This window comes from Hyphomicrobium sp. DMF-1 (assembly GCF_027886585.1).
Classification (GTDB): domain Bacteria; phylum Pseudomonadota; class Alphaproteobacteria; order Rhizobiales; family Hyphomicrobiaceae; genus Hyphomicrobium_C; species Hyphomicrobium_C zavarzinii.
Genome location: NZ_CP115706.1, coordinates 3,350,774 through 3,377,611, shown reverse-complemented (window position 1 = coordinate 3,377,611; position 26,838 = coordinate 3,350,774). Strand labels below are relative to the sequence as shown.

Genomic DNA, 26,838 nt, shown 5'->3' with positions numbered 1-26,838 from the left:
ACGCAAAACGTATGCGCGTCAAATAAGGATTGGAATTAAATCAAAATTGAGCGGCGTGCGCAAATTTTAGGCATTCGAACTTCACAAGAGGGGAACGCCTGTCATGCACGCAATCCAACTTTTTCAGAAAGTCTCGATCGGTAGCCGGCTTACAGCCGGGTTCTCGCTCGTGGCCGGTGTTATGGCTGTCGCCGTGGGGGCGACAATCTGGACGGTTTCCGGCCTTTCGACATCCTTCGACCGTATGACGGGGCTTCGCGTGCCGGTGGCCTTGATCAGCACGGAGCTCGAAAGCGACGTAAGCGCCACACTTGCGACCCTGCGCGGATACCTGCTGACCGGCGACGAGAAGATGAAGGCGGAGCGCGCGACTGCGTGGAAAGCGCTTGGAAAAGCATCGAGCAATTTCGATACCTATGCCGAGCGTTTCACGAATGCGGAAAACAAGGCAAAATGGGCCGAGGTGAAGGCGCTTTTGGAGGAGTTTAGAACGGCCCAGGAGAGCGCCGAAAATGTAGCTTTCACCAGCGACGCGTTTCCCGCGACGAAGCTTCTCGTCGAGGAAGCAGCTCCCCGCATGAGCGCGATGCTCGCCGAAATAACGAAAATGATCGATGAGGAGGAGAACCTCGAAGCCACCCCCGAGCGCAAGCGCCTGCTGAAGAGCATGGCCGATGTGCGCGGCAATCTGGCGGCCTCCGCCGCGCAGCTCCGCACGTTCCTTCTCTCCGGTGACGCCTCCGCGAAGGCGGAGTTCCAACGCTTCTTCGGCGTCTTCAACCGGGCTTTGGAAGCCTTTGCGCCCCAGAAGCACATGCTCTCGGAGACACAGAAAGCGTCCTACGAGGCGTTCGTCGCGGCCTATGCCAGCTTCGCGCCGCTGCCGGCCCGCATTATTGCCGTTCGTGAATCTCCCGAATGGAACCGCCCGGTGCACATTCTTGCCGCCGAGGCCGCGCCGAGAGCCGGTAAGATCCTGGATATCCTGGTCGGCACGAGGCAGGAAGACGGCGTTCGCCGCGGCGGCCTCAAGGGCAACCAGCAGAAGCTCCTTGCGGAGGATACCGAGGCTGCCACGAGCGGCATGTCGTTCCTCAGCACGCTTCAGTGGGCGCTCCTGGCGCTCGGGCTTGGCGGCGCGGGCCTCGTCGCCTACTTCACCAGCGCCTCCATCGTTCCCCCGATCCGCAAGATGACGAGCACCATGGGTGTTCTTGCCCAAGGTGATACCTCGGTCGAGATCCCGGGCAGGTCGCGCGGAGACGAAATCGGCGGAATGGCTGCCGCCGTGCAGGTCTTCAAGGACAACATGATCCGCACCCGCGAGCTCGAAGCCGAGGCCGTGGAGCAGAAGGCGAAGGCCGAGGCCGAGCGCCGCCGCGCCGTGCTGGAGCTTGCCGACAACTTCGAGAGCGCTGTGGGCACTGTTGTGAATGCGGTGTCCGACGCGGCAACCGAGTTGCAGGCAGCGGCACAGTCGCTCTCCGCGTCCTCTGCCCAGACGTCGACGCAGTCGACGGTCGTCGCAGCCGCGTCTGAGCAGGCCGCATCCAACGTGCACGGGGTCGCGAGCGCGGCGGAAGAGCTGTCGGGATCAGTCCGCGAGATCAGCCGCCAGGTCGATCAGTCGACGAGAATTGCCGAGAAGGCCGCACAGGAAGCGCGCCAGACTAACGCCCAGGTCCTGGAGCTTTCGGAAGGCGCGCGCAAGATCGGCACAATCGTCGAGATGATCAACAACATCGCGCGTCAGACCAATCTGCTCGCTCTCAACGCCACGATCGAGGCGGCGCGCGCTGGAGAGGCCGGGAAGGGCTTTTCCGTCGTTGCCCAGGAGGTCAAGGCCCTCGCGGACCAGACCACGAAGGCCACCGCCGAAATCGCGTCCCAGATCAGCACCGTTCAGGCTTCGACGGAGCACGCGGCCGGCAGCATCCTCGTCATCAGCAAGACGGTGGAGGAAATGAACGGCATCGCATCCGCCATCGCCGCAGCCGTCACGGAGCAGGGGGCTGCCACGGAGGAGATCGCACGCAACGTGCACGAGGCCGCGAAAGGAACGACCGAGGTCACCAGCAACATCACGGGCGTGAACCAGGCAGCCGAGAGCTCGAGCGTTGCGTCCGGACAGGTGCTGCTGGCCGCGACGGATCTTTCGCAGCAGTCCGAGAAGCTGCGCGCAGAGGTCGGCCGCTTCCTGGCTACTGTCCGCGCCGCCTGATTTTGCGGCTCATCAAGGCAAGATCGCCCTCGGACGCGGAAGCCTCCGGGGGCGATGTCGTGTTCACGGGAAGCTCATCCGAGATCCAGCTCTGCGAGCGCAAGGCGCGCGATCTCGAAATCGACCGCTGGGGTCTCGCCGTCCTCGATGTACCAGGCGGCCGAGAGGCCCGCCCACGCCACGATCCACTGCAGGAGCCGGCGCCGATCCAGCCCCGCCTGCTGGCACACGATTGCAAGACGGCTTGCGAAGCGATCCGGCAGAACAGCCACCCGATGCGCCGGGCTTTCCACATCCGGGTTGCAGAAAAGGTTGGCGTAGTCGAAGCCGCGCTCGCCGTGGATCCGTTTGGGATCGATGGCAAGCCATCCGCGCTTCCCGAAGTCCAGCACATTGTCGTGGTGGATGTCGCCGTGCAGCACCACGCCGTCCCGGGGATCGGCAAGCAGCAGGCACGCGACCTCGGCAGACTGCTTCAGGATGCCTCCGTGCGCCTGTGATGCGGGCTCAAGCGCATTGAACCAGACGGGCAACGGAACGAGACCGGGCGGTGGCGCGGCACGCGGCGCGTGGAGCCGTCCGATGGCATCGCAGAGAATGCGCGTTGCCTCATCGTCGCGCCCGTCGCGCGCGTAGTCGGAGAGCGAGCGGGTCCCCTCGGCCCGTTCGAGCAGGATGGCATTGCCCTCGAGCGCGAGCACGCGGGCAGCGCCCTGGCCATCCCACCACGCCATCACGAGGCCGCCCACCTCCTCGTCGTGATCGAGGGCGATCTTGAGCATGGCGGCCTCGCCCAGATGACGTACCGGCAGAAGGCGGGCGCCGCGCGTGACGATCGGATCGCCATCGGGCGTGAGCGCCCAACGGGAGAGAAAGGGCTCGAACATCGAAAAAATGCGTTTGGCTCCAAAAGTCAGCAGGCCCGCCGTTGTGGTGCAAGTGCCTGTTCTACCACGAATTTTCCTTCCGGAGCTGCGCGGCAGGACCGTCTTTACATCGTCTTTATACGCGCAACCAAAATTCCGGATCGAGAATTGATGCAGAGCCCCCGATGTTCCTTCTGAACAACTCCGGAGGAGCCCCATGCTCGATCTTCTGTTTCTTGCCCTCGGCCTGGGCGGCTTCGCGCTGATCGGCGCGTATGCCGTCCTCTGCGACCGCCTGTGAGGCTGCCATGAGCGATCCACTTATCGGACTGGCCGTCGCCATCGGCCTTGCCGCCTATCTCGTCTACACGCTTCTCCGCCCCGAGAAGTTCTAGGCTCGGGAGAATGATGACATGACACTCGATGGTTGGCTCGAGATAGCGCTGGTGCTCGGCGCTGTTCTCATCGCGGCACGGCCGCTCGGCCTCTACATGGCCCGGGTTCTTCAGGGTGAGAGAACCCTGCTGGCGCCCGTGCTCCGCCCGCTCGAACGGCGGCTCTATTCTGCAGCTGGCATCGATGCCGGGAAGGAGCAGGGCTGGCTGGCCTATACGCTGGCCATGCTGGCCTTCAGCGCGGCCGGCTTCCTGGTCCTCTATGTGTTGATGCGCTTGCAGGCGAGCCTGCCTCTCAATCCACAAGGCTTCGCAGGCGTCCCCCCCGACCTCGCCTTCAACACCGCCTTGAGCTTCGTCACCAACACCAACTGGCAGTCCTACGCTGGCGAGACGACCATGGCGCACATCGTGCAGATGGCCGGTCTCACCGTACAGAACTTCGTCTCCGCGGCGACCGGCATCGCGCTCGCCGCGGCCGTGACCCGCGCCTTTGCCCGCAGCGGAAGCGCGACCATCGGCAACTTCTGGGTCGATATGACGCGCGCGACGCTCTATGTCCTGCTGCCGCTCTCGATCGTCGTGGCGCTCGCCTATGTGATGTCCGGCGTGCCGCAGACGCTTCTCGCGAGCACCGGCGTGACGACACTGGAAGGCGCCAAGCAGACACTTTCATTGGGGCCGGTCGCCAGCCAGGAGGCCATCAAGCAGCTCGGCACCAATGGCGGCGGCTTCTTCAACGCCAACGCGGCTCATCCCTTCGAGAACCCCAACGCTTGGTCGAACATGCTCTCGATCTGGAGCATGCTCGTCGTCTCGGCCGCCATGACGTTCGCCTTCGGCCGCATGGTTGGGGATGCGCGCCAGGGGCACGCGCTGCTCGCCGCGATGGGTATTCTGCTGGTCGCAGCCGTAGCCTTGGTCTACGGGGCGGAGGCCGCAGGCAACCCCATCCTCGCCAAGCTCGGGATCGATGCGTCCGCCGGCAATCTGGAAGGCAAGGAAATACGCTTCGGCCAGGCCCTCACCGCCCTTTACATCGCAGCCACCACCGGCCTGTCCTGCGGCGCCGTCAACGCCATGCACGACTCGTTGACGCCGCTGGGCGGCCTCGCCCCGATGTTCTTGATGCAGCTTGGCGAGATCCTGCCAGGCGGCGTTGGCTCCGGCCTCTACGGCATGATCGTAATGGCGATCCTCGCCGTTTTTGTCGCGGGCCTCATGGTCGGCCGCACGCCGGAATATCTCGGCAAGAAGATCGAGGCACGCGAGATGAAGCTCGCGATCCTGGCACTGCTGATCCTGCCGTTCGCGATCCTCGGCTTTGCGGCGGCCTCCGCCGTGATGCCGAGCGCCCTCGAGAGCCTCGCGAACGCGGGCCCGCATGGCCTGTCGGAGATTCTCTATGCCTACAGCTCGGCCGCGGGCAACAACGGCTCGGCCTTCGCAGGCCTCAACGCCAATACGCCCTGGTACAACACCACGCTTGGCCTCGCCATGCTGCTCGGACGCTTCGCCTACGTCGTCCCGGTGATGGCGATTGCGGGATCTCTGGCCGCCAAGCGCAAGATCGCGCCGTCCGCCGGCACGTTCCCGACCCACGGCGGCCTCTTCGTCGGTCTTCTGGTGGGCGTAATCCTGATCCTCGGCGGATTGCAGTATTTCCCCTCGCTCGCGCTGGGGCCAGTCGTCGAGCATTTCCTGATGCAATCCGGCAAGACGTTCTGAAGGAGGGCGTCTCATGAGCAAGACATCGTCAATTGCCCTGTTTGATCGGGCTATCCTCGAGGAGGCCGCCTTCGGCGCGGTCAAGAAGCTCGCACCGCAGAAGCTGGTTCGGAACCCTGTGATGTTCGTGACCGGCGTGGTGGCAGCCCTCGCGACCACGATCTTCGTGCGTGACCTCGCAACCGGAGAGGGCGGCGTCGCCTTCACCGGCCAGATCGCCGCGTGGCTGTGGTTCACCGTCCTGTTCGCGAACTTCGCAGAGGCCGTTGCGGAGGGGCGCGGCAAGGCGCAGGCCGATGCGCTCCGCCGCTCGCGCAGCGATACGACGGCGAAGGTTCTCCTCCATCCGGACGATCCGGAGGACGAGCTGTGGGAGCCGAAACCCGCGCTCGACGTGGAGGTGGGCGATGTCGTGCTGGTCGAGGCGGGAGACACGATCCCCGCCGATGGCGAGGTGATCGAAGGCATCGCGTCGGTGAACAGATCCGCAATTACCGGTGAGTCCGCCCCCGTGATCCGCGAGTCGGGCGGCGATCGCTCGGCCGTGACCGGCGGCACGGTCGTTCTCTCGGATTGGATCAAGGTACGCGTCACCGCGACGTCCGGATCGTCCTTCCTTGATCGCATGATCGCGCTTGTCGAAGGCGCCGAGCGTCAGAAGACTCCCAACGAGCTGGCTCTTTCCATCCTGCTCTCCGGCATGACGCTGATCTTCCTTGTCACGGTCGCCACGCTGTGGGGGCTTGCGGGATATTCCGGAACCGTGCTGTCGCTGACCGTGCTGGTGGCGCTTCTCGTCACGCTAATCCCGACGACGATCGGCGGCTTGCTGTCCGCGATCGGCATCGCGGGCATGGATCGGCTGATCCGCTTCAACGTGGTCGCAACATCCGGCCGCGCGGTCGAGGCCGCGGGCGATGTCGACACCTTGCTGATCGACAAGACCGGCACCATCACCTTCGGCAATCGCTTGGCGACGGCGTTCATCCCCGTGCCCGGCGTTTCGGAGCGCGAGCTGGCGGAGGCCGCATTCCTCGCCTCCTTGGCCGACGAGACACCGGAAGGCCGCTCCATCGTCGCACTCGCCAGGGGGCATTACAGTGCGCCCGAGCCGAGCCATGAGGAAGCCTCCGCAAAAGCTATTCCGTTCTCGGCCCAGACGCGGATCTCGGGCATCGATTGCGGCGGACGCTCGATCCGCAAGGGCGCGGTGGATGCGATCCTCGCCTTCGCAGGCGTGCTGATCGAATCCGCGTCTCCCGCATTCCGCAAGGCGGTGGATGAGATCGCTCAGTCGGGCGGCACGCCGCTCGCCGTCTCCGAGGGGCATCGCTTACTCGGCGTCATCCACCTCAAAGATGTGGTGAAGCCCGACATCAAGGAGCGCTTTGCCGCCATGCGCGCCATGGGCATCAAGACGGTTATGGTGACGGGCGACAACCCCGTGACGGCCGCCGCCATTGCATCCGAGGCGGGTGTCGACGATTTCCTGGCCGAAGCGACACCGCAGGACAAGCTGGCCTACATCCGCACGGAGCAGGGGAAAGGCCGTCTGATTGCCATGTGCGGTGACGGCACCAACGATGCACCCGCGCTCGCGCAGGCCGATGTCGGCGTGGCCATGCAGAGCGGAACCCAGGCCGCACGTGAAGCCGGGAACATGGTGGACCTGGACAGCAACCCCACCAAGCTCATCGAGATCACCGAGATCGGCAAGCAGCTGTTGATGACGCGAGGATCACTCACCACCTTCTCGATCGCCAACGATGTCGCGAAGTATTTTGCGATCATTCCCGCGCTGTTCGTCGCGACCTATCCCGAGCTCGGGACCCTCAATGTCATGGGACTCGCGACGCCCGAGAGCGCCATCCTGTCGGCCGTAATTTTCAACGCGCTCATCATCGTCGCCCTGATACCGCTCGCCCTCAAAGGCGTGCCCTATCGGGCGGTGGGCGCCGCCGCACTGCTCCGCCGCAACCTTCTGATCTACGGCCTCGGCGGTCTCGTCGCGCCCTTCATCGGTATCAAGATCGTCGATCTCGGCGTCTCGGCGCTGGGCTTGGCTTGAGGAGACGTCACATGTTTACACACCTGCGCCCCGCCCTGGTCATGGTTGCGGCTTTGACTGTCCTGACCGGCGTCGTCTACCCGCTGGCCATCACTGGCCTGTCTCAGGTTCTCCTTCCCGCGCAAGCGAACGGCAGCCTGCTCACCCGCGACGGCGCCGTGGTCGGCTCGTCGCTGGTCGGCCAGCTCTTCACGGGCGACGGCTATTTCCATGGGCGCCCCTCGGCTGCTGGAAGCGACGGATACGACGCCAGCGCTTCGTCGGGCTCGAACTTGGGCCCCACGTCGGCAAAGCTCGTTGCGCGCGTGGAGGCGGCAATTCCGGCTCTCGCCGTCCCTAACGGGGCAAGCGTACCGGCGGATGCCGTCACGGCCTCCGCGAGCGGCCTCGATCCCCACATTTCCCCGGACTACGCGGCGCTCCAGGTTGAGCGGGTCGCCAAGGCCCGCGGCGTGCCGCCCGCCCGTATCCGGGAGATCCTGGCCGGTGCCGCGGAGGAGCCCCTCGCCGGAGTGGTCGGCGAGCCGCGCGTTAATGTGCTTCTCCTGAATATTGCGCTTGACGCCGCGCTGGCGTCGGGAACCGGATAGGGCATGAGCAACGACACGCGCGCAACCGGCGAACGCCGCCCGTCGCCGAAAGAGCTTCTCGAGCTTGCCCGGAGTGAATCCCGCGGCAAGCTCAAGGTGTTTCTCGGCATGGCGCCCGGCGTGGGCAAGACCTACGCCATGCTCGCGGCCGGCCGCGCGCTCAAGGGTGAAGGGGTTGATGTGGTGGTCGGCGTCGTGGAAACCCACGGCCGCGCGGAAACCGCCGCCCAGCTCGAAGGGCTAGAGGTTCTGGCGCGGCGCGTGGTGCAGTATCGCAAGCGCACGCTGATGGAGTTCGACGTCGACGCGGCGCTTGCCCGCCGTCCCGATCTTCTTCTGGTCGACGAGTTCGCCCACACCAATGCCCCCGGGCTTCTTCACACCAAGCGCTATCAGGACGTGGAGGAGATCCTGCAGGCGGGCATCGACGTCTGGACCACGCTCAACATCCAGCATCTCGAAAGCTTGACCGACGTCGTCGAGCGGATCACGGGCGTCGCAGTGCGCGAGACGGTTCCCGACAAGGTGCTCGAAAAGGCCGACGAGATCGTCGTCGTCGATCTGCCGCCCGAGGAGCTGATCAAGCGGTTGAAGGAGGGGAAGGTCTATCTGCCGGACAACGCACGCCGCGCGGTGGACCAGTTCTTCAAAGCAAGCAATCTGACGGCCCTCCGCGAGCTTGCGCTCCGCCGCACCGCGGATCGCGTCGACGAGCAGATGATCAAGCAGCTTCGCCGCCAGGGCATCGAAGGCCCGTGGCCGACGGCGGAGCGCCTGCTGGTCTGCGTGGGCGGTGACGAGCGGTCCGAAGCCGTGGTGCGGGCTGCCGCGCGCATGGCCGCCGCCCTCAAGTCCGATTGGGTTGCCGTAAATCTGAAGCGCCTCGATCGCGCTTCGGTCACCAGAAGCGAGGAGCGCAGGGTCGAGAAGGCGCTCCGCCTCGCCGAGCGGCTGGGCGCCACCACGGCGCGTCTCAACGCGAAGGACGTCGCCGACGAGATCCTCGGGTACGCGCGCCGCAACAACATCACGCAGATCGTCATCGGCCGCTCGCGCGCCGGGCAGGTCGGGGAATGGCTCGGGCGATCGCTCTCCGATCAGCTCGTCTCCCGGGCGCGCGATCTTTCGATCACCGTGCTTGCCCAGGAGAGCGAAGCCCCGAGGGAGCCGTGGATCAAATGGCCGAAGCCTCACGTCGCGCTGTCTACAACTGCTTCCGTCGTGGCGGCGGTCTCTATTGCGACTGCGATCGGGCTCGGCCTCGAAAAGATCACGACGCTGCCGAACCTGTCGATGGTGTTTCTGTTCGCCGTTCTGCTCTGCGCCCTGCGCCTCGGCGTGCTGCCGGCCGTGGGCGCGGCGGGACTGTCGTTTCTGGCCTACAACTTCTTTTTCATCGAGCCGCGTCACACGTTCACGATCTCGGAACCTTATGAGCTGTTCTCGCTCCTCATCTTCCTGATCGTGGCGGGCGTCACCGGCGGGCTCGCGGGTCGCCTTCGGGAATATGCGACCTCGATCCGCGAGCGCGCGGAATCGACCCAAGCGCTCTACGACTTTTCGAGAAAACTCTCCGGCACGGCACGCCTCGATGACATCCTGTGGCTGCTCGCGGCGCAATCCTCGGCCGTGATCAAAGGGCGCTCCATCATCCTGCTCGAGGGAGAGCAGGGCCTCGAGATACGCGGCGGCTGGCCGCCCGAGGACCAGCTTTCGACCTCCGACTGGACGGCGGCCCGCTGGAGCCACGAGCGTGGCGAGCCGGCCGGCAAGATGACCGGAACGCTACCGTCCGCGCAGTTCCAGTTCCGCCCACTCATGTCGAGCAAAGGTGCGGTCGGCGTTATCGGCATCGACCCTGGCGGCGAGGAGGAGGCGCTGCCCTCCATGACGGAGCACGTGCTGCAATCGTTCATAGATCAGTCGGCGCTCGCTATCGAGCGCACGATCCTGGTCGAGCAGGCTGCAAAGGCGGAGACGGCGGCGGAGTCCGAACGCCTCCGGGCGGCGCTGCTGTCGTCGATCTCCCACGATCTGCGCACCCCCCTGGCCTCCATCGTCGGCTCGGTGACGAGCCTGCGCCAGCTCGGCGATCAGATGCCGAAGCGCGATCGCGCGGATCTGCTGGCGACCATCGAGGAGGAGGCCGCGCGCTTGTCCGCGTTCGTCGGCAACCTGCTCGACATGACGAAGCTCGAAGCCGGAGCGCTCGACATTCGCCGCGACTGGGTCGATGTCGGCGATGCCATCCACGGCGCCGTAGCCCGTGCGGCCAAGGCGGTGCCCGCCCGCAAGGTCTCTGTCACGGTCGTGAAGAACCTGCCGCTCATTCGCGGCGATGCTGTGCTTCTGGAGCAGGTTCTCTACAACCTGATCGACAACGCCAATAAATACAGCGAGCCGCAATCGATCACGCGCGTCTCCGCCGACTTCGCACCCGGCCATGTCGAGATCAGGGTCACGGACGAGGGGATCGGCATTCCCCAGGATGCGCTGACGAAGGTGTTCGACAAGTTCTATCGCGTGGCGGGAAGCGACGGGCGTGCGCCGGGCACGGGCCTCGGGCTCTCCATTTGTGCCGGCCTCGTGAAAGGCATGGGGGGCACGATCCGCGCAGAAAGCCCGGTTGCGAACGACAGGGGCACGCGCATCGTGGTACATCTCCCGATCCCTGCCGACGAGCCTCGGAGAAAAGAAGGATGAGCGGCACACGCGTCCTCGTCGTCGATGACGAGCCACAGATCTTGCGCTTCCTGAAGCCGAGCCTGACAGCAGCCGGCTATGAGGTCATCACGGCGGAGGCGGGGCGGGACGCGCTGAAACTCGCAGCGAACGCCTCGCCGGATCTCATTCTGCTCGACCTCGGTTTGCCGGACATGGACGGCAAGGACGTGATCCGCGAGTTGCGCACGTGGTCCAAGACGCCTGTCATCGTTCTGTCTGCCCGCGACCGGGAGGCGGAGAAGATCGCGGCCCTCGACATCGGCGCCGACGATTACATCAACAAGCCCTTCGGCATCGGCGAATTGACAGCGCGTCTGCGCACGGCCATTCGCCACGCCGCCCAGAGCAAGGGCCAGGAGACGCGCTTCTCGTCGGGGGCGCTCACCGTCGATATCGCGGCCCATCAGGTTGCGATTGACCGCGTGCCCGTCAAGCTCACGCCGAAGGAGTTCGAGCTGCTGGCGATCCTCGTGCGCAACGCAGGCCGCATCGTCACCCACCGCCAGATCCTGACGGCGGTCTGGGGTCCCGCTCATACCGAGGATCTGCAATATCTCCGCGTTTTCATTGGTCAGCTGCGCCAGAAGCTCGAAGGCGCGCAGGCTGCTGACCTGATCGTGACGGAGCCAGGTATCGGGTATCGGCTCGTCGCTGAAAATACTTAGAGGCTGCCGGAAGCTCCGGTGCATCGGCGCAACACGTCGTGCGCCGCCGCGTAGCCTTTTGCGCGCAGGCGCGCTCGGGGTGCTCGCGTTGGCTTATTGGGTGCTCGTGAACGCCTATGGTGCCCGATCGGAAGCACGGTCTGGGCAGGCCCACTGTCCGTGGGGGCGCTTCTGGCAGTGCTCGCGCTCACCTATCGGCCTTCGGCGGCGATGATCACCGCGGGCGTGGCCGGCCTGGGTGCGACAGTGCAAGCGCTGCTCGCAACCGTCGGCCAATAAACGGCAATCTCTGGATGTAATGGACTGTTACAAGATCGCGGCTTGGCGGGCCACGCGACTCCGCCTTATCGTCCCCCTCCGGTCGCGATCCGCCGGGTAACGGACAACACTTGAACGCCACGCCTCACATTCTCATCGTCGACGATGATCAGCAGATCCGCTCCAGCCTGAGCCGGTTCCTGACCACGAACGGCCTGCGCGTCACGCAGGCGCCGGGCGGCGAGGCCATGTGGAGCGCCCTCGATGCGGGCAAGTTCGACCTGATCGTGCTCGACATCATGATGCCGGGCGAAGACGGCCTGACGCTGTGCCGCCGCCTGCGCGAGACGCGCGAGATTCCCATCGTGCTGCTCACCGCCATGTCGGGAGAGACGGATCGCATCATCGGCCTCGAGCTCGGGGCAGACGACTATATCTGCAAGCCCTTCAACCCGCGCGAGCTGCTGGCCCGCATCCGTGCCATCCTTCGCCGCACCGGCGAGCGTCCCGCGCGGAGCCCCGGCTCACAGTCGTCCACCTACTTCTTCGAAGGCTGGATGCTCGACACGGTCCGTCGCGTGCTCCGCAATCCGGAGAACGCCCTTGTCGATCTCACCTCGGGAGAGTTCGATCTTCTCGTCGTCTTCGTCGAGCGGCCGCAATATGTGCTGAGCCGCGACCAGCTCCTCGACCTCGCGCGTGGGCGGGCGACATCAGCCTTCGACCGCAGCATCGACGTGCAGATCAGCCGGCTGAGGCGCAAGATCGAGGCGGACCCGCAGCAGCCCGCTTTCATAAAGACCGTGCGCAGCGGAGGCTACATTTTCTCCGCGAAGGTGACGACGAGCGCGCCGGGAGCCGAGCGATGAAGCCGAACAATCTCGCGCGTCTTGGCTCGGTTCGGCTGGGAACACGCATCGCGCTCACCATGCTCGGCGCGATGCTCGCTATTCAGGCGTTGAATTCGGCGATCTTCTTTCTCCTGCCGCGCCCCACGCCCAAGATCTACAGCGCCCGCTGGATTGTGGCGGAAACGCAGAAGGTTGTGGGAGACCTCACCGCTTCGCCGCAAGAGTCTTACCAGGACGTCGCCAAGCGCTTCCAGGAACGCACCGGCCTCACCCTTCGCCAGAAGCCGGAGAAGTCCGAGGAGCACAAGCGTAAGGAGTTTCCGGCCCTTCAGCGCGTGACCGACACGTTGCAAGCGGCCCTTGCCGGCAAGGTGAGCGGCATCGAGGTGCAGAGCTTCCTGAAGCCGCACGGGCCGCCGCCCGATGCCGCGCCCGTGACGGTGCCGCCGGAGTTCGAGTTCTCGTTTCCGAAAGGGCCGTTGACGGATGGCGAGCCGGACATCCCAATCTGGAGCCAGTTCGCCATCTCGTTCCAGACATCCGATGGCCGGCACTTCGAGATCTCGACGCGGCCCCCGTGGCCATTCGGGCAGTTTCTCAATCCGATGGTGATCAGTGCCGCGAGCGCAATTCTGCTGGTCGCCTTCCTCTCCGCATGGATCGCCACGCGCTCCCTGCGCCCGCTCGACGAGATGGTCGCGGCTGCGCGCCGCCTCGGCTCCGAGCGTGAGCCGACGCCCATCGAAACCGCGCATCTGCGCGAGTATGCGGCCATCGGCGAGGCAATGAACGAGATGCAGGTGCGCATCAAGGATTTCGTGGATGAGCGCACGCAGATCCTGGCTGCGGTCTCCCACGATCTGCGGACTGCGTTGACCCGGCTTCGCCTCGAGTCGGAGCAGTTGCCTGAGGGCGAAGCCAAGCAACGGCTGATCCTCGGCGTCACCGAAATGGAAGGGATGATCTCGGCGACGCTGACGTTCGCCGGAGACGATCTCAAGGGCGAGCGCTCCGAGCCGCTCGACGTGGCAGCCCTCCTCATCACGATTTGCGACAACTTCACCGACGTCGGCGCCGTGGCCAGCTACGAAGGGCCCGATCATGCGCAGGCCATCTGCCAGCCGACCGCCATCCGCCGGGCCTTCACCAATCTCATCGACAACGCGATCAAGTACGGCAAGGAGGCTGAGGTGAACCTCACGCGGGAAGCCGATTTGCTCGTCATCACCATCGCGGATCGCGGCCCCGGAATCGCGCCCGATCAGGTGGAGCTGGCGTTCAAGCCGTTCCGCCGCCTCGAGCAGTCGCGCAATCGCGAGACGGGCGGCGTTGGACTTGGGCTCACCATCGCCCGCGATATCGTTCGCGCGCACGGGGGCAGCATTGCTCTGGCAACACGCGAGGAAGGCGGATTGGCCGCGACGGTCAGGCTGCCATCGGCTCAGCAGTCTAGATGAAACGCTTCGTAACAGTGTGAAACCCGCCCGACATCACGATGGGGCCGGCGCGCATTATAGTGCGAGCTAGAACGGCGCCCGCGCGTTCGAAATTTCCGTCCGATGCATGGCGAGACGGAAAGAGGCGCCGCCGAGGCGACAGCGTCAAACAGTGAGACCGCTTCTTGTTCCCATCCGCTGGGTGCGGATGGGGCGCCCCGGTCTGTGGCAGTTCCCTTGCGTGTCGGTATGCGTAAAGGCGGGTTCGGTTATGTGGAGCCGTGCGCCTCTCGCCACCGCAAACGTCCTCGCCGCATCCGGCAGAATAGGGCTTGAAGCATGACGATATCGACATTGAGCTGGGCGAACACACAGGGCGCCAGCTCGCAACAGAAAAGCCGCAAGACCGAAGCGACTGAGCAGCAGGCTCTGCTCGCCGCGCAGCTTCAGCAACTCGCGAACGCGTCGCAAACCTCGTCGTCGGACGGCAGCACCCCGATCCCCGCGATAGAGGTCGCGGGCTCGAGCAGAAGCGGGCTCTCCGCTCTTCTCGGCTCCAGCGCCGCGTCCGGGCCGCCGCCGCCCCCGCCGGGAGGCGAGTCCGCCAGCGAGTTCATGGACAATCTCGGCTCGCTGCTGTCCGCGTTGAGCTCGGGCGACACGGAGGCGGCTTCCAATGCCGCCGATGCCTTGCAGTCCCTCATCGATGGCCTGTCAGGCACCGGCAAGACGCAAGGTGAGCAGGCGAGCGGTACGGCCGGTGCGTCTGGCTTCATCTCGGACGTCCAGTCTCTCCTTGACGCCGTGGACTCGGGCGACGAGCAGGCGATCACCACGGCCGCGGGCAATCTCGCCGAAGGCATGAACCGCGCCATGGGCGCGGGCGCGCCGATGGGGCCGCCTCCGCCGCCTCCCGCGGGCAGCGAGGAGTCTCAGTCCGTCATGGATGGTTTGGGCGATCTCCTTTCGGCTCTCGAATCCGGAGACACCGAAGCGACGAGCGATGCGGCCACGGCCCTGCAGAAGGTCCTGGACGATCTCAAAGCCGCATCCGGCGAAACGAGCGAGACCGGCGCGAGCGAAGGCCGATCGGGCTTCCTCACCGACGTGCAGTCGCTTCTCGATGCGGTCAAATCAGGGGACAGCGCTTCCGTAGCCGGCGCGTCGCAGACCTTGAGCGACGGGCTGAGCCGCGCCGCGCAGGGCCGGCCTCCGATGGGACCGCCTCCGCCCAATGGTGGCCCGCCGCCATCAGGCGTGACCGACAGCGGCAGCACCACTAGCAAGACGACCGCCGAGTCGAGTCTCGAAAGCGTGCTCGCGACGCTGACCGATCTCGTCGGCGCGGCGTCCAATGAGAGGAGCGAAGGAAGCTCTCAGATCGCATTCCTCGACAGCCTGAAGAGCCTCTTCGAAGCCATGCAAACCGGCACCGACGTAAGCGATCGGCTCAACGCCGTGATCACCGCGTACGCCGAGAACGGGGCCTCGGCAGACGCCTGAAATGTGGCGTGACACGCGTACGGCGAGGCTGCGCAGTCCCAAGATGCAAGGCCTCGCCGCGTTCGTCGTGAACGCCTGACGCTCATCTGCCTTCCGGCGATTTCCGGTACGATTTCCGAAGCATCGAACCTGAACGCCCGTTCCGGAATTCCATTCGCGATTGGCGCGATATCCTGCGCTGCCGGGAGGGATTTGAGGAATGCACAACTCTTGACTGTGCGTGCGTTGCAGTCGACGCCCTGTCTGTTAGGATCAGCCCAAGGATCACCGCTACGGTGGGGTAGGGCCGATGATGCGGGCATTGCTCGCTTCAATATTCGTCATCTTAATCCTCGCTTCGGGGATTTCGAGTGATGCGCGCTCGGTTGCGGCGGAGCCCGGCAACCAGATCGCGGTCAAGCTCAAGGCGCAGCCTGCTCATCATCAGGGCCAGGACACGCCGGACGTCCGCCGGCAGCATTGTTTTTCTGCCCGCTATTGGGACAGCAGCGCCGCAATCCCGCCGCTCGTCACGACGGAATTACGGAATGAAGCATCGGCTGCCGGGCCAATGCTTCCGCATCATCAGCAGTTTCTGACTCACATACTTTTCTTGTATGCGTGCGCCCCGCGCGCGCCACCGTTCCTTTTCAGAACGTAGCCGTTCCAAATCCAATTTTGCTTCAGAGCAACGAGCTGTGTCGGAGGTCCCATGCTGGGTCTGCGGGCAAGTCGTGTTGGCCAGGAGTATGTCGATCAATTTTCAACGCGCCCGCCGAAGGCGCGGAAGGAATCGTTTGTGCTATTGAAGGCAATAAAACACCGTATCGAGTACGGGGCGGCAGCCATCGCCATCGGCGCGATGGGGCTGGCCGGCATCGATACGTCAGCCAGCGTATTCGCGTGGATCAGCCGCACCATAGGCCCGCGCACGCGCAGGCATCAGCGAAGTCTCCGCAACCTCGCCATCGCATTCCCAGAGCGCAGTCCGGAAGAGCTGAACACCATCGCGCTCGAGATGTGGGACAACATGGGACGTGTCGCGGCCGAGCTCATTCTGGTCGACAGGATGATCGCGGACCCCTCCCGCATCGCCATCGCGGAGACGCCCGCGTTGGAGGAGGCAGTCGAGAAGCGAGCCCCGCAGATCGGCGTGACCCTCCATTCCGGCAACTGGGAGCTGGTGATCTGGCCGGTGCGGAAGTTCGGCGGCGCGCCGGGCGGCGTTTATCGTCCCCTCGCCAATCCGCATATCGACCGCATGATCCGAAGCCGCAGAGAGAGCCTCTTCAGCGGCGGCCTGTTCGCCAAGGGCAAGGAGGAGGGACCGAAAGCCGCGAAGGTGCTGATCGATTTCGTGCGCGGCGGGGGATGGCTCGGCTTCGTGTGCGATCACGTCGACAGGCGCGGCATTGAGGTCGATTTCCTCGGCCAATCCACCAGGGTCACGCATGTGCCGTCGCTAATTGCCCGCCACACCAGCGCTCGGGTCTGGATCGCGCGCGCCATCCGAGACGGCAAGAAGAGCCGCTTCCGGATCGACATCAAGGAGATCGAGCTTCCTTCGGGCGACGACAAGCGTGCCGATTCCCATCTCGCCACGAGAAGGATCTTCGAGCAGTTCGAAGCCTGGATACGCGAGTACCCCGAGCAGTGGCAGTGGTGGAACATCCGCCCGCTGGGCGATCGCTGAGGTATGCCGGGCCGTCCGTCTCGAAACGCTCCAGCACGGAGCGGCTCCAGGCGGCGGCCGTCTCACTCGCGGGTTACGGCCACAACCGGCTGTCGCGCGGCAGCCGGATCGCGGAGTTCCACGCCTCCAGCCGGTCGCGGTAGAGCTTGCAGAGCTCGTCTCGTGCAGCGGGAACCTTTCCGTTCACGGCGATGTCGAGGCCGATGTCGAAGTAGTCGTTGAGGTTCGTATGGTCGGGTTTTGGCAAACGTCCTTCCACCGCCTCGGTCCACATATGACGAAAGAGCTCTTCGAGGTCCCGGACCAGGGCGGGCGTGTCGAACAGGCGCGAGGAGGAGCGGCTCGACAGAAGGCGGGCCTTCAGGGTCTCGATCTGTGCACGATCCTTTCCGAGCGCGATGGCGCGCGCCACGTAGCTGTTCTCGCTGTCGCAGACGAGATCGCCGAGCCCCGCCGCGTGAACCAGGCTGGCGCAGACGCGCGAGGCAAACGTCTTACCCGGATAGGTGAGAACCGGAACGCCCATCCACATCGCGTCCGATGCCGTCGTGTGGGCGCCATAGGGTGAATTGTCGAGGAACAGGTCCGCGAGCTGGTAGCGGGCCAGATGCTGCGGGTTGGGCATCTTCTCCGCGAAGATCAGCCGTTCCGCCGCAATACCCCCGTTCGCCGCCAATTGGCGGAGGCGCTTGTCGGTATCCGCGCCGCCGCTGAGCAGCCAGAGCACGCTGTCGGGAACCTGGCGAAGGATCGTGAGCCAGCTTGCGAACACCTCGGGCGTGAGCTTCTGGCAGCCATTTAGACAGCAATAGACGAAGCCATCGGCGGGAAGCCCGGCGCCCTCTCGCGACAGGGGCTCGCTGGCAACCACGCGCTTGCGGTCGTTGGGCTGATAGCACGCGAGCCGCAGGACCTTCTCTGAGTAGAAGATCTCGTCCTCTTCCGGAACGACGATCGGATCGGCGATGATGTAATGATGATGGGCGCTTCCCATCGTGCCGGGAAAACCGAACCAGTTCACGGTCACCGGAGCCGGGCGGTAGGAGAAGATCCGCGACCGCGCATCCTTGGTATAACCATTGAGGTCGATCAGGATGTCGATGCCGTCCTCGCGGATGCGCTGGGCCGCCTGTTCGTCCGAAAGGCGTGTGATGTCGACCCAATGATCGACGCTCTTTTGCGAGCGATCCTTCGTTCCATCCGGCCGGTCGATGCCACAATAGTAGGCCGTGATCTCGAACGCCTGCCGGTCGTGCGTCTCCAGCACATCGGCCATCGCGAAGCCAACGGCGTGCTCGCGCAGGTCCGAGGAAACGTAGCCGATCCTGAGCTTCTGCCTGAGAGAGGCCCGCTCCTTCGCGGCCGTCGCATGACACAACGGCCGGCGTGGCGGCCCCGTCAGCTCCTTGCTGTATTTGAAAGCCCGCGCCAGTTGGAACATCGGGTCGTCGCTGTGAACCGCAAGCGATAGCGGCGAGATGTGCGTGAATAGCGCCTTGAGGCTGACATGCTCAGAGGGAGTGACGGCGGGCCATTTGCACTGGCGCTGCCGCAGCGCGATCCAATGCTGCGCCACTTCCGGCTGGTTCTCGTTGATATCGAGCGACTGGCGCAGCGCATCCTCCGCCGGCTCGTCCTGCTGGAACGTCTCGAGCACGCGCCCGATCTGCTGGAGCGCGACCAGCTTGTGCTTCACTGAGCTGCCGTCGATCAGCCCGGTCTGCGAGACGAGCGTGAGCCATTGCGTGACGGCCGCATCGAACTGTCCGTCATCCTCCAGAAGGCGGCCGAGATTGATATGCGAGGGCATGAAATCCGGCTTGAGCGAGAGCGCCGCACGAAGGGCGTTCATCGCGCCATAGCGGTCGCCGGATTTGTTGAGGGCGACGCCGTAGTTGAAGTAGGCCGCATGCAGTAGCGGATGGGCCGGGTTCCGCGCCACCCAATTGCGGTAAAGCGCGACGGCGCCCTGAATGTCGCCCTGCGCTTCGCGCGTCTCCGCAAGGCCGAACAGCGTGCCGATATCCGCGCCGATGGCAGCCTCGGCGTTGGCATCCGCGACGATGACGGGATCCTGGTTGGGATGTTCGATGTAACTCATGCTCGTCGTCCACTCTCACAAAGCCGGAACGTCCTGGATCAGCCTCGGCGGATGCCCCGCAGAGACTACGAGATTGCCGATTGAAGCGCTGCGAGCTGCTCGGGCGTCATGCTGTCGAGCTGCGTCTGCGTAAAGGCCGCGATCTGGTTGCCGTTGAGGGCCTCGATGCCCGTGGTTGTCAGGCCGCTGATAGCGGTTGTCGACAAGGAGGAGATCTGTGTCGTCGTCAGGCCCGCGATCTGGTTGGCGGTGAAGGAACCCATCACGCTCGGGCTCAAGCTGTTGAGCTGCTGCGAGGAGAGGCCGCCGATCTGTGTCGACGTCAAAGCGCCAAGCTGAGACGAGGAGAGTAGCGCCAGCATCGTGGTGGTCAGGTTGACGACCTGCGAGGTGTCGAGCGAGGCGATCTGCGTCTCCGTAAGCGCCGCGATCTGCGGCGTCGTCAAGGCACGGATCTGGACGCGCAGCAGGCCCTCGATCTGCGCGGCGGACAGCGAGGCGATGTCCGTCGTCGTCATGGCCCGGATCTGCGTCGTATCCATTGCCGCGATCTGTGTCGCGCGGAGGCCGGCGAACTGCGTTGCCTCGAGCGAGCCGATTTGGGTTTCCGTCAGCCCCAGGATGGCCGTCGTCGAGATGGCGCTGATCTGAGTGGAGGTCAGCACGTCGAACTGCGTCGAGGTCAGGCTCGAAAGCTGGGCAGCCGTAAGGCCGCCGATGGACGTGCGCGAGAGCAGGCCGATCTGCGTGGTCTTGAGGCTCGAGAGCTGATCCGGCGTCAGAGCCGCGATTCCGGTCGCCGAGAGGCTCGCGAACTGCGTGCTGGTGAGCGCGTCGAGCTGCGTAGTGGTCAGCCCCGCTATGGCCGTCGTCGAAAGGCTCGCGATCTGGGTGGCGCGGATGCTGCCCATCTGCTCGCTCGTCAGCGAGGAGATCTGCCCGTTGGTCAGGCCGGCTATGGCACTGGTTGAGATCGCGCCGATCTGCGCGGTGGTGAGCGCACGCAGTTGCGCCGTGCTCAAGGCCGCGATGCCGGTTTGCGTCAGGCCGCTGATTTCGTCAGGCGAAAGCGCCTGGAGCTGGCGTGTCGAAAGCGTGCTGATCTGGCTGGCGCTGAGGGCTGAGATCTGCCGGGACGTCAATCCGGAAAGCTGTGTCGTCGTCAGGCTCGAGAGGCGTGTGGTCGAAAGTCCGTTGATCGCGGTTGTCGAGAGCCCGCCGATCTGAGCGGCGGCCAGCGCCGAGAATTGCGAGGCGCTGAGGGATTCGAGCTGCGTCGCGGTGAGACCGGCCAATCCCGTCGCGGCGAGCGCCTTGATCTGGCTCGTGGTGAGCGCGCCGAGCTGCGAGGGCGTGAGGCTCGCCGCCTGCGTCGATGTCAGTCCGGCGATTGCCGTGGTGCTCAGGACCCGCACCTGGTCCGAGGTGAGGCTGGCGAGCTGTGTGACCGACAGCGCTGCGATTCCGGTGGTCGAGAGGGCGGCGAACTGGGTTGTCGTGAGGGCCGCGAGCTCCGTCGTCGTGAGGCCCGAGATCGCCGTGGATGACAGCGCGCCCATCTGCGCCGTCGTGAGGCTCATGAGCTGTGTCGTCGAGAGGCTCGCGATCTGAGAGCCAGTGAGCCCGCTGATGGCGGTCGGCGAGAGCGCCCGGATGTGGGTGGTCGTCAGCGCCCCGATCTGCGTGCTGCTGAGCTCGGCCAACTGGCTGGAGCTGAGGCCCGCCGCCTGCGTTGCGCTGAGGCGCGAGAGCTGGGTGGTGCTTAGGCCCGCGATCTGCTCGCCCGTGAGGGCCTGGATCTGCGTAGAGGTGAGCGCGGCGAACTGGGTGCTGGTGAGGCCGGCGATCTGCGTGCTGGTGAGCCCCGAGATCGCGCTCGTGGAAAGCGCGGCGATCTGCGACGTGGCGAGCGCCGCGATCTGCTCGTCGCTCAACGTCGGGCTCTGCGTTTCCTTGAGACCGCCGAGAGCTGCCGTCGTCAAGGCCGCGATGCGCGCGGCCGATTGGCTCGCGAGCTGTGTGGTCGTCAACGCCGAGACCTGAGCCGAGGTGAGCCCGCGAAGCTGTGTCGTCGTCAATCCCGAAAGCTGCTCGACCGTCAGGCTGGAGATCGCGGCCGTCGAGAGGCCCGAGATCTGCGTCGAGGACAAGGCGTCGAGCTGGCCGGTGCTCAGAGCGACGATCTGCGTTTCGGAGAGGCTGGCGATTTGCGATTGCGTCAGGCCTTTGACCTGCACCGTGCTCAGGGAGCCAAGAGCCGTCGTCGACAGCCCCGAGATCGCGGCGGTGGAGAGGCCGCTGACCTGGCGCGACGTAAGCGTGCCAAGCTGCTCCGGGCTCAGGCTGGACGCCTGGGCCGCGCTGAGCCCCGCGATCTGCTCGGGAGAGAGCACCGCGAGTTGCGACGTGCTGAGATAGCTGATCTGCGTGGTCGTGAGCGCGCCGAGCTGCGCCGCGGTCAGGCCGCGGATGTGCTTGGCGTCGAGCGCGCCGATGCTCTCCGCCGTCAAGGCCGCGATCGCGGACGTGGAGAGACCGCCCAATTGCGTCGAGGTCAAGCTCGCGAGCTGCGTCGTCGTAAGGCCACCGAGCTGCGTCTCGTTGAGCGCTCCCATCTGCGTCGCGGTCAGGCCGTCGGCCTGACGAATGGAGAGAAGCTCGATCTGCTCGCCGGTCAGCCCGGAAATTGCCTCGGGCGTAAGCGCGCCGATCTGCGTCGAGTCGAGGGCAGAGAAATGAGTGCTGGTGAGGTTCGCGATTTGCGTCGACTTGAACCCGCGCATCTGCGCGGTGGTCAGCGCACCGATCTGCGAGGTCGAGAGAGCGGCGACTTGCGTGGTGTCGAGCGCGCCGATCTGCGTTGCGGTAAGCGCCCGCACCTGGCTGGTGGAGAGAGCCCCGAGCTGCGTCTCGCTGAGCGCCTTGATGGCGTCCGGAGAGATGCCGACCATCTGGGTGGTGACCCAGCGGGACATCTGCTCGACGGAAAGCGAGGCGATCTGGTTCGCGTCGAAAGCCGAGATCTGCGCGGCCGTGAGCTTGCTGAGCTGCGTGGCGGAAAGCGATTGCAGCGCCGTCGTCGAGAGCCCGCTGATGGCCGCCTTGGAGAGGGCCGAGATCTGCTCGGACGAAAGCGCGGCGAGCTGTGCGGGGCTGAGCGAGACGATCTGATATTCCGAAAGCGCGCGGATCTGCGTCTGCGAGAGCCCTGTGAAGAAGCTCAGGGAGAGAGACGTGATGTCCTCGGCCGCGAGCCCCGTGATGCCGTCCGCCGACAAGGCGCCGATCTGTTCAGACGACATCGCAGCGAGCTGCGTTGGAGTGAAGCTCGCGATCTGCGTGTTCTTGAAACCGGAGATCGCCGTGGTCGTGAGGTTAGCGATCTGCGTGTCCGAAAAGGCCTCGATCTGCGTATCGACCAGCGCGGAGGCCTGCGTCGCGACCAGCGCGCCAACCTGGGTTGTCGTGAGGGCCGCGATGTCGTCCGCCGAAAGGCCCTTGATTGCCGAGGTGGAGAAAGCCGCAATCTGCGTCTCGGCGAGCAGGCCGATCTGCTGCGGCCTCAGTGCCTCGACCTGAGCCTCCGAAAAAGCCCTGACCTGGGAAGCCGCGAGCGCCCCGATCTGGTCCGCGCTCAGGGCGCCGACGGACGTGGTCGTGAGCCCCGAGATGCCAAGTGTTGAAAGGGCCGAGATCTGGCTGGGCCTGAGAGCGTTGAGCTGGGCGACCGACAGAGCCGACACCTGAGTCGCGCTGAGGCTCGCCATCGCAGTCGTCGAGAGCGCCGCGATCTGCGATGTCGTAAGCGCCGCAATCTGGTCCTGGGTGAGGCCGCGCACCTGCGTGGCCTTCATGGCGGCGATCTGCGTCGTGGTGAGGTTCGTGACGCCGGTCGTATCGAGCCCGCCGACGGCGGCAGCCGTCAGGCTCGCCATCTGGACTTCCGAGAGTGCGCTGAGCTGGGACGACGAGAGCACGGCGATCTGCGTGTCACGCAGGCCCGACAGCGCCGACGGCGAGAGCGCGCGGATCTGATCGGTCGTAAGCGCGGCCACCTGCTCCGTTCCGAACGTCGCGATCTTGGCGGAAGTCAATCCGCTGATCTGCGTCGTCGTGAACGACTGGATCTCGGCCGGCGACAGGCTGTTGATCAGCGTGGAGCTGAGCGAGGCGACCTGGCCCGGCGTGAACGATGCGATTTGTGCCGGCGTCAGCCCGCGGAAATTCGTCGTGGTGAAACGGGCGACCTGCGTTGTGGAAAGGCTCGAAACCGGGAGCGCCTGCAGTCCCGAGCTCGACAACGCGTTGATCTGCGACGAGGTGAGCGCCTTCACCTGCGTCGCGGTCAAGGCCTGGAGTTGCGACGGATCGAGCGCAGTCAGCAGTGACGTTGTGAGAGCGGCGATATGGGCGGGCTTGAGCCCGCGTATCTGCGTGGCGGTCAGCGCGCCGATTTCGCCGTCAGTGAGCCGGTTGAAATTCGTCGTCGAGAGTGCAGCCAGCTGGGCCGGCTTGAGTTCCAGGATCTGCGTTGGCGACAGATTGTCGAACGCGGTCGTGCTGAGACCGTTCAACTGCGAGACGGAGAAGTTTGCCGCAGTCAGCGCCTGAAGGGACGAATGCGCCATCTCGCTGAGCTGCGCCGGCTTAAGCCCGCTCATCTGTGCGGTCGTCAGGAGGCCGAGCTGCGATGGAGAGAAATTTGCGAGCGTCGTGGCGGTAGCTCCCGCCAACTGCCGGGCCGTGAGCCCCGAAACCTGTGTGGCGGTGAGCGATTGGAGTGCCGTGGGCGACATCCGGTTGAGCGAGGTCGTAGAGAGCGCGGAGATCTGCGTTGCGCTGAGAGCCGCCAGCTGCGAGGACGTGAGGTTGTCGAACGCAGTCGTGGAGAGCGTCGCGATCTGCGTCTGCGTGAAGCGCTCGGCGGGCAAGGCCTGAATTGCTGACGGCGAGAGTGCAGTGAGCTGCGTCGATATCAGCGCCGCCATCTGCTGGGTCGTCAGCGACGCGAGCTGGCTTGGCGTGAACTTGGTGATCGTAGTGGTGGGGAGGTTCGAGATCTGGCGCGCGGTCAGCCCGCCGATCTGGCTGGTGGTGAAGCCCTGGATCTCGCTCGTCGACAGAAGCGAAAGCGACGTCGCCGAAAGCGCGGCGACCTGCGCCGGGGTGAACGCCGAGATCTGCGCCGCGGACAGGTTGTCGAATGCGGTCGCGGAGAGGCGCGAGACCTGGAGCGGCGTGAGCCCGGAGACATCGAGCGCCTGCATCTTTTCGGGCGTAAGAGACGTGAGATGCGATGCCGTGAGGCCGCTCACCTGGGTGGAGGTGAAAGACGCGATCTGGGTCGCGCTGAACTTCTCGAGCGTCGTGACGGTGAGACCGGCAATCTGGGTCGAGGTGATGCCGCCGAGCTGCTCGGGGGTGAGCTGCGCGATTTCCGTCGCGGTCAGGCTGTTGAGCTGCGAGGCGGAAAGCGCCGCCATCTGCGTTGACGTGAAAGCCGCGAGATCATCGCCGACGAGCACCTCGAACAAGGCGAGGCTGAGCTTGTTCAGGTTGACCGGTGCCAACGCCGATACCGCGGTGGAGGTGAGGGCTTCGATATTGGTCGTGCTGAGACTGTTGAGCTGGGTAGCCTTCAACGCGGCGGCCTGCGTCGTCGTCAAGGCTTCCATGTCGGTCGTGTCGAGGCTGCGCATCGTCGTTTGCGACAGCTTCGCGATCAACGATGCGGTGAGACCGGAAAAGATCGACGTCATCGCTGGCTACCGTCGCGGGTTCCACGGATCTGCATCATCGATTTGGCCTCGTTCCCTCTCGACGGCATCCGGGCGCCATGGCGGCGGATTCGCTCCTCTCCATCAAGCCTCTACGGTGAGTCCGCCTGCTCTCGCCAGCACGCTGTCGAAATAGGCGATCGTCCGGCGCAATCCCTCCTGGAGATCGACCGTGGGTTTCCAGCCGAGCGTTGCCTTTGCAAGCCCGATGTCGGGGCGGCGCCGCTCAGGATCGTCTATGGGCTTCTTGAGGAACGTCAGCTTGGAGCCCGAGCCCGTGACATCGATCACGCGCTCGGCGAGCTCTCGAATCGAGATTTCTGCCGGATTCCCAAGGTTGATAGGCCCGGTCAGCGCGCTGTCGCTGGCCATGAAGCGCAGGATGCCTTCCACCATGTCCTCGACGAAGCAGAACGAGCGGGTCTGGCTGCCGTCCCCATAGATCGTGATCGGCTCGTCCTTGAGCGCTTGTACGATGAGGTTGGACACCACCCGGCCGTCGCCGACCTGCATCCGCGGTCCGTAGGTGTTGAAGATCCGAGCGACTTTGATCTCGAGGCCGTGCTGCCGGTGGTAGTCGAAGAACAGCGTTTCAGCGCAGCGCTTGCCCTCGTCGTAGCAGGAGCGCGGCCCGATCGGGTTCACGTTGCCCCAATAGTCCTCGGTCTGCGGATGGACTGCGGGATCTCCGTATACCTCGGACGTGGACGCCTGAAAGATCCGGCAGCGCAGCCGCTTGGCCATGCCGAGCATGTTGATGGCGCCGTGGACGTTGGTCTTCGTCGTCTGGACCGGATCGCGCTGGTAATGGATGGGGGAGGCGGGACACGCGAGATTGTAGATCTCGTCGACCTCCAGATAGAGCGGGAAGGTCACGTCGTGCCGCATGAGCTCGAAGCGCGGATTGCCGATCAGGTGCTCGATGTTCGTCTTTGAGCCGGTGAAGAAATTGTCGACGCAGATGACGTCGTTGCCCGCGCCTATCAGCCTGTCGATGAGGTGCGATCCGATGAAGCCGGCACCTCCCGTGACTAGGACACTTTTCCTCACGTCGAACTCCCCCGCGCGCCAGACCCCGTGGGCGCCGCAGGCGAGTGAGTGTCTCTGCTGCCAGCCCCTTGAACCCTCTAACGGAATCGAGCTTGTGTCAAACTGACGGGCCGCGCAGAAACACGGCAGTTACAAATACTCTGGGGATAAACGCCGAAGGCGTTCCCGGCATCACTCGAACGATCCTCGAACCGCGTGCCCGCAGCGGGATAAGGCCCGCGAGAGTTGCCCGGCAAGCGTGGCCGCAACCGAATCCTCATCCAGAATGTTGGACGTGGCCGGCAGAGCGCCGCAGCGGCTTCGCTCTGCCGCCTTCGCACGGAATTATTGCGCTCGGCCTCGGATAAGCGGCTAGCACATGGCGCGTCATCTGAACGGCATTATTCAATTTGAGGCGTGTCCCAAAGAAGTCGGTCCCTTTTGGGCGTGCCGTGCGATTCGCTCAATTTCCCAAGCTTCATCAAATGGGTGCTATCGCCGATCGCGAGTGATGATCCATGTTCTTTTTAATTGCGCGATAAGGAATGGTTAATGGCGGGCGCTCTATTCGACATTTATTTATTCTGTTTATTACCGCAAATGCCCTTGGCGAGCGTAATAGAAATGGTATGTTTCAACCAAATGGCGGGGTAATTAATTACTATATGTGTCGGGTTTTCTGCGGGAAATTCTGAACAGCGAAAATAAATTGAAGAGGCTCGTTGCTGAGCGCGGAAACTTGCGCGCTGACGGCGGCGTGAAGGGGCTCAGTACGAATTTCAGTCGCGCGATTTGCCATGGGGGGTGAGCGTTGCGAAGCATATCGAGCATCGCGGTCTTCGAGACCGCAAGTCCCGCGAGTTATGACGAGCGCGGGATCACATGGCCGCTTTTAGCGCCCCACGCTGTCCTCCTCTACCTTTCTGGATGTTTGGTCGCCTGCACCCAACTCAT

At 64.7% G+C, this 26,838-nt stretch carries 16 protein-coding genes; 12 read left to right on the top strand and 4 right to left on the bottom strand.

Annotation, left to right across the window (positions count from 1 at the left end; translation table 11 throughout):
* Positions 1–103: 103 nt before the first annotated feature.
* A complete protein-coding gene (locus PE058_RS15470; RefSeq protein WP_020087330.1) occupies positions 104–2,221 on the top strand; it encodes a HAMP domain-containing methyl-accepting chemotaxis protein in 2,118 nt (705 codons plus the stop codon).
* A gap of 74 nt (positions 2,222–2,295) precedes the next feature.
* On the opposite strand, the gene PE058_RS15465 is transcribed toward PE058_RS15470, so the two are convergent.
* Positions 2,296–3,108: an aminoglycoside phosphotransferase family protein gene (locus PE058_RS15465; protein WP_271028821.1), complete on the bottom strand. Its 813-nt coding sequence runs from the start codon at positions 3,106–3,108 to the stop codon at positions 2,296–2,298.
* Between the two features lie 254 nt (positions 3,109–3,362).
* Here PE058_RS15465 and kdpF point away from each other — a divergent pair, with 254 nt between their 5' ends.
* The 11 genes from kdpF to PE058_RS15405 all read left to right on the top strand — a co-directional run bounded on the left by kdpF (position 3,363) and on the right by PE058_RS15405 (position 16,977).
* A complete protein-coding gene (gene kdpF / locus PE058_RS15460) occupies positions 3,363–3,482 on the top strand; it encodes a K(+)-transporting ATPase subunit F (protein ID WP_083929244.1) in 120 nt (39 codons plus the stop codon).
* An 18-nt stretch (positions 3,483–3,500) separates the two neighbouring features.
* Complete coding sequence (gene kdpA, locus PE058_RS15455; protein ID WP_020087328.1) at positions 3,501–5,210, top strand: potassium-transporting ATPase subunit KdpA; 1,710 nt, start codon at positions 3,501–3,503, stop codon at positions 5,208–5,210.
* A 13-nt stretch (positions 5,211–5,223) separates the two neighbouring features.
* Entirely contained in the window at positions 5,224–7,278 is a 2,055-nt protein-coding gene (kdpB, locus tag PE058_RS15450; RefSeq protein ID WP_271028820.1) for a potassium-transporting ATPase subunit KdpB, read from the top strand.
* A gap of 11 nt (positions 7,279–7,289) precedes the next feature.
* On the top strand, positions 7,290–7,868 hold the full coding sequence (gene kdpC, locus PE058_RS15445; RefSeq protein WP_020087326.1) for a potassium-transporting ATPase subunit KdpC: 579 nt from the start codon (positions 7,290–7,292) through the stop codon (positions 7,866–7,868).
* Positions 7,869–7,871: 3 nt separating this feature from the next.
* Positions 7,872–10,571 (top strand): sensor histidine kinase, encoded by a 2,700-nt coding sequence (locus PE058_RS15440; protein ID WP_271028819.1) that lies wholly within the window; start codon positions 7,872–7,874, stop codon positions 10,569–10,571.
* Positions 10,568–11,257, top strand: coding sequence for a response regulator (locus PE058_RS15435; RefSeq protein WP_020087324.1), 690 nt, complete (start codon positions 10,568–10,570; stop codon positions 11,255–11,257). The genes PE058_RS15440 and PE058_RS15435 overlap by 4 nt, the downstream gene beginning before the upstream one ends.
* 389 nt (positions 11,258–11,646) lie before the next feature.
* Positions 11,647–12,384 carry a response regulator gene (locus PE058_RS15425; protein ID WP_020087322.1) on the top strand — a complete coding sequence of 246 codons (738 nt, stop codon included), beginning with the start codon at positions 11,647–11,649 and terminating at the stop codon, positions 12,382–12,384.
* A complete protein-coding gene (locus PE058_RS15420; protein ID WP_271028817.1) occupies positions 12,381–13,823 on the top strand; it encodes an ATP-binding protein in 1,443 nt (480 codons plus the stop codon). The genes PE058_RS15425 and PE058_RS15420 overlap by 4 nt, the downstream gene beginning before the upstream one ends.
* Before the next feature lie 318 nt (positions 13,824–14,141).
* Positions 14,142–15,305: a hypothetical protein gene (locus PE058_RS15415; protein ID WP_271028816.1), complete on the top strand. Its 1,164-nt coding sequence runs from the start codon at positions 14,142–14,144 to the stop codon at positions 15,303–15,305.
* Positions 15,306–15,594: 289 nt separating this feature from the next.
* Positions 15,595–15,945: a hypothetical protein gene (locus PE058_RS15410; protein ID WP_271028815.1), complete on the top strand. Its 351-nt coding sequence runs from the start codon at positions 15,595–15,597 to the stop codon at positions 15,943–15,945.
* A 138-nt stretch (positions 15,946–16,083) separates the two neighbouring features.
* On the top strand, positions 16,084–16,977 hold the full coding sequence (locus PE058_RS15405; protein ID WP_026868235.1) for a lysophospholipid acyltransferase family protein: 894 nt from the start codon (positions 16,084–16,086) through the stop codon (positions 16,975–16,977).
* 73 nt (positions 16,978–17,050) lie between these two features.
* Here PE058_RS15405 and PE058_RS15400 read toward each other — a convergent pair whose 3' ends face one another.
* From PE058_RS15400 to PE058_RS15390, 3 genes are all read right to left on the bottom strand, one after another.
* Positions 17,051–19,078, bottom strand: a complete 2,028-nt coding sequence (locus PE058_RS15400) for an O-linked N-acetylglucosamine transferase, SPINDLY family protein (RefSeq protein WP_271028814.1) — start codon at positions 19,076–19,078, stop codon at positions 17,051–17,053.
* Positions 19,079–19,143: 65 nt separating this feature from the next.
* Entirely contained in the window at positions 19,144–24,837 is a 5,694-nt protein-coding gene (locus PE058_RS15395; RefSeq protein WP_271028813.1) for a beta strand repeat-containing protein, read from the bottom strand.
* Positions 24,838–24,939: 102 nt separating this feature from the next.
* Positions 24,940–25,905 (bottom strand): UDP-glucuronic acid decarboxylase family protein, encoded by a 966-nt coding sequence (locus PE058_RS15390; protein ID WP_271028812.1) that lies wholly within the window; start codon positions 25,903–25,905, stop codon positions 24,940–24,942.
* Between the last annotated feature and the right edge of the window lie 933 nt (positions 25,906–26,838).

Bases quoted from the DNA above. Each gene is read 5' to 3' on its own strand.
- PE058_RS15470 (WP_020087330.1), top strand. From the start codon at position 104: ATGCACGCAATCCAACTTTTTCAGAAAGTCTCGATCGGTAGCCGGCTT.
- PE058_RS15465 (WP_271028821.1), bottom strand. From the start codon at position 3,108: ATGTTCGAGCCCTTTCTCTCCCGTTGGGCGCTCACGCCCGATGGCGAT.
- kdpF (WP_083929244.1), top strand. From the start codon at position 3,363: ATGCCGTCCTCTGCGACCGCCTGTGAGGCTGCCATGAGCGATCCACTT.
- kdpA (WP_020087328.1), top strand. From the start codon at position 3,501: ATGACACTCGATGGTTGGCTCGAGATAGCGCTGGTGCTCGGCGCTGTT.
- kdpB (WP_271028820.1), top strand. From the start codon at position 5,224: ATGAGCAAGACATCGTCAATTGCCCTGTTTGATCGGGCTATCCTCGAG.
- kdpC (WP_020087326.1), top strand. From the start codon at position 7,290: ATGTTTACACACCTGCGCCCCGCCCTGGTCATGGTTGCGGCTTTGACT.
- PE058_RS15440 (WP_271028819.1), top strand. From the start codon at position 7,872: ATGAGCAACGACACGCGCGCAACCGGCGAACGCCGCCCGTCGCCGAAA.
- PE058_RS15435 (WP_020087324.1), top strand. From the start codon at position 10,568: ATGAGCGGCACACGCGTCCTCGTCGTCGATGACGAGCCACAGATCTTG.
- PE058_RS15420 (WP_271028817.1), top strand. From the start codon at position 12,381: ATGAAGCCGAACAATCTCGCGCGTCTTGGCTCGGTTCGGCTGGGAACA.
- PE058_RS15415 (WP_271028816.1), top strand. From the start codon at position 14,142: ATGACGATATCGACATTGAGCTGGGCGAACACACAGGGCGCCAGCTCG.
- PE058_RS15410 (WP_271028815.1), top strand. From the start codon at position 15,595: ATGATGCGGGCATTGCTCGCTTCAATATTCGTCATCTTAATCCTCGCT.
- PE058_RS15400 (WP_271028814.1), bottom strand. From the start codon at position 19,078: ATGAGTTACATCGAACATCCCAACCAGGATCCCGTCATCGTCGCGGAT.
- PE058_RS15395 (WP_271028813.1), bottom strand. From the start codon at position 24,837: ATGACGTCGATCTTTTCCGGTCTCACCGCATCGTTGATCGCGAAGCTG.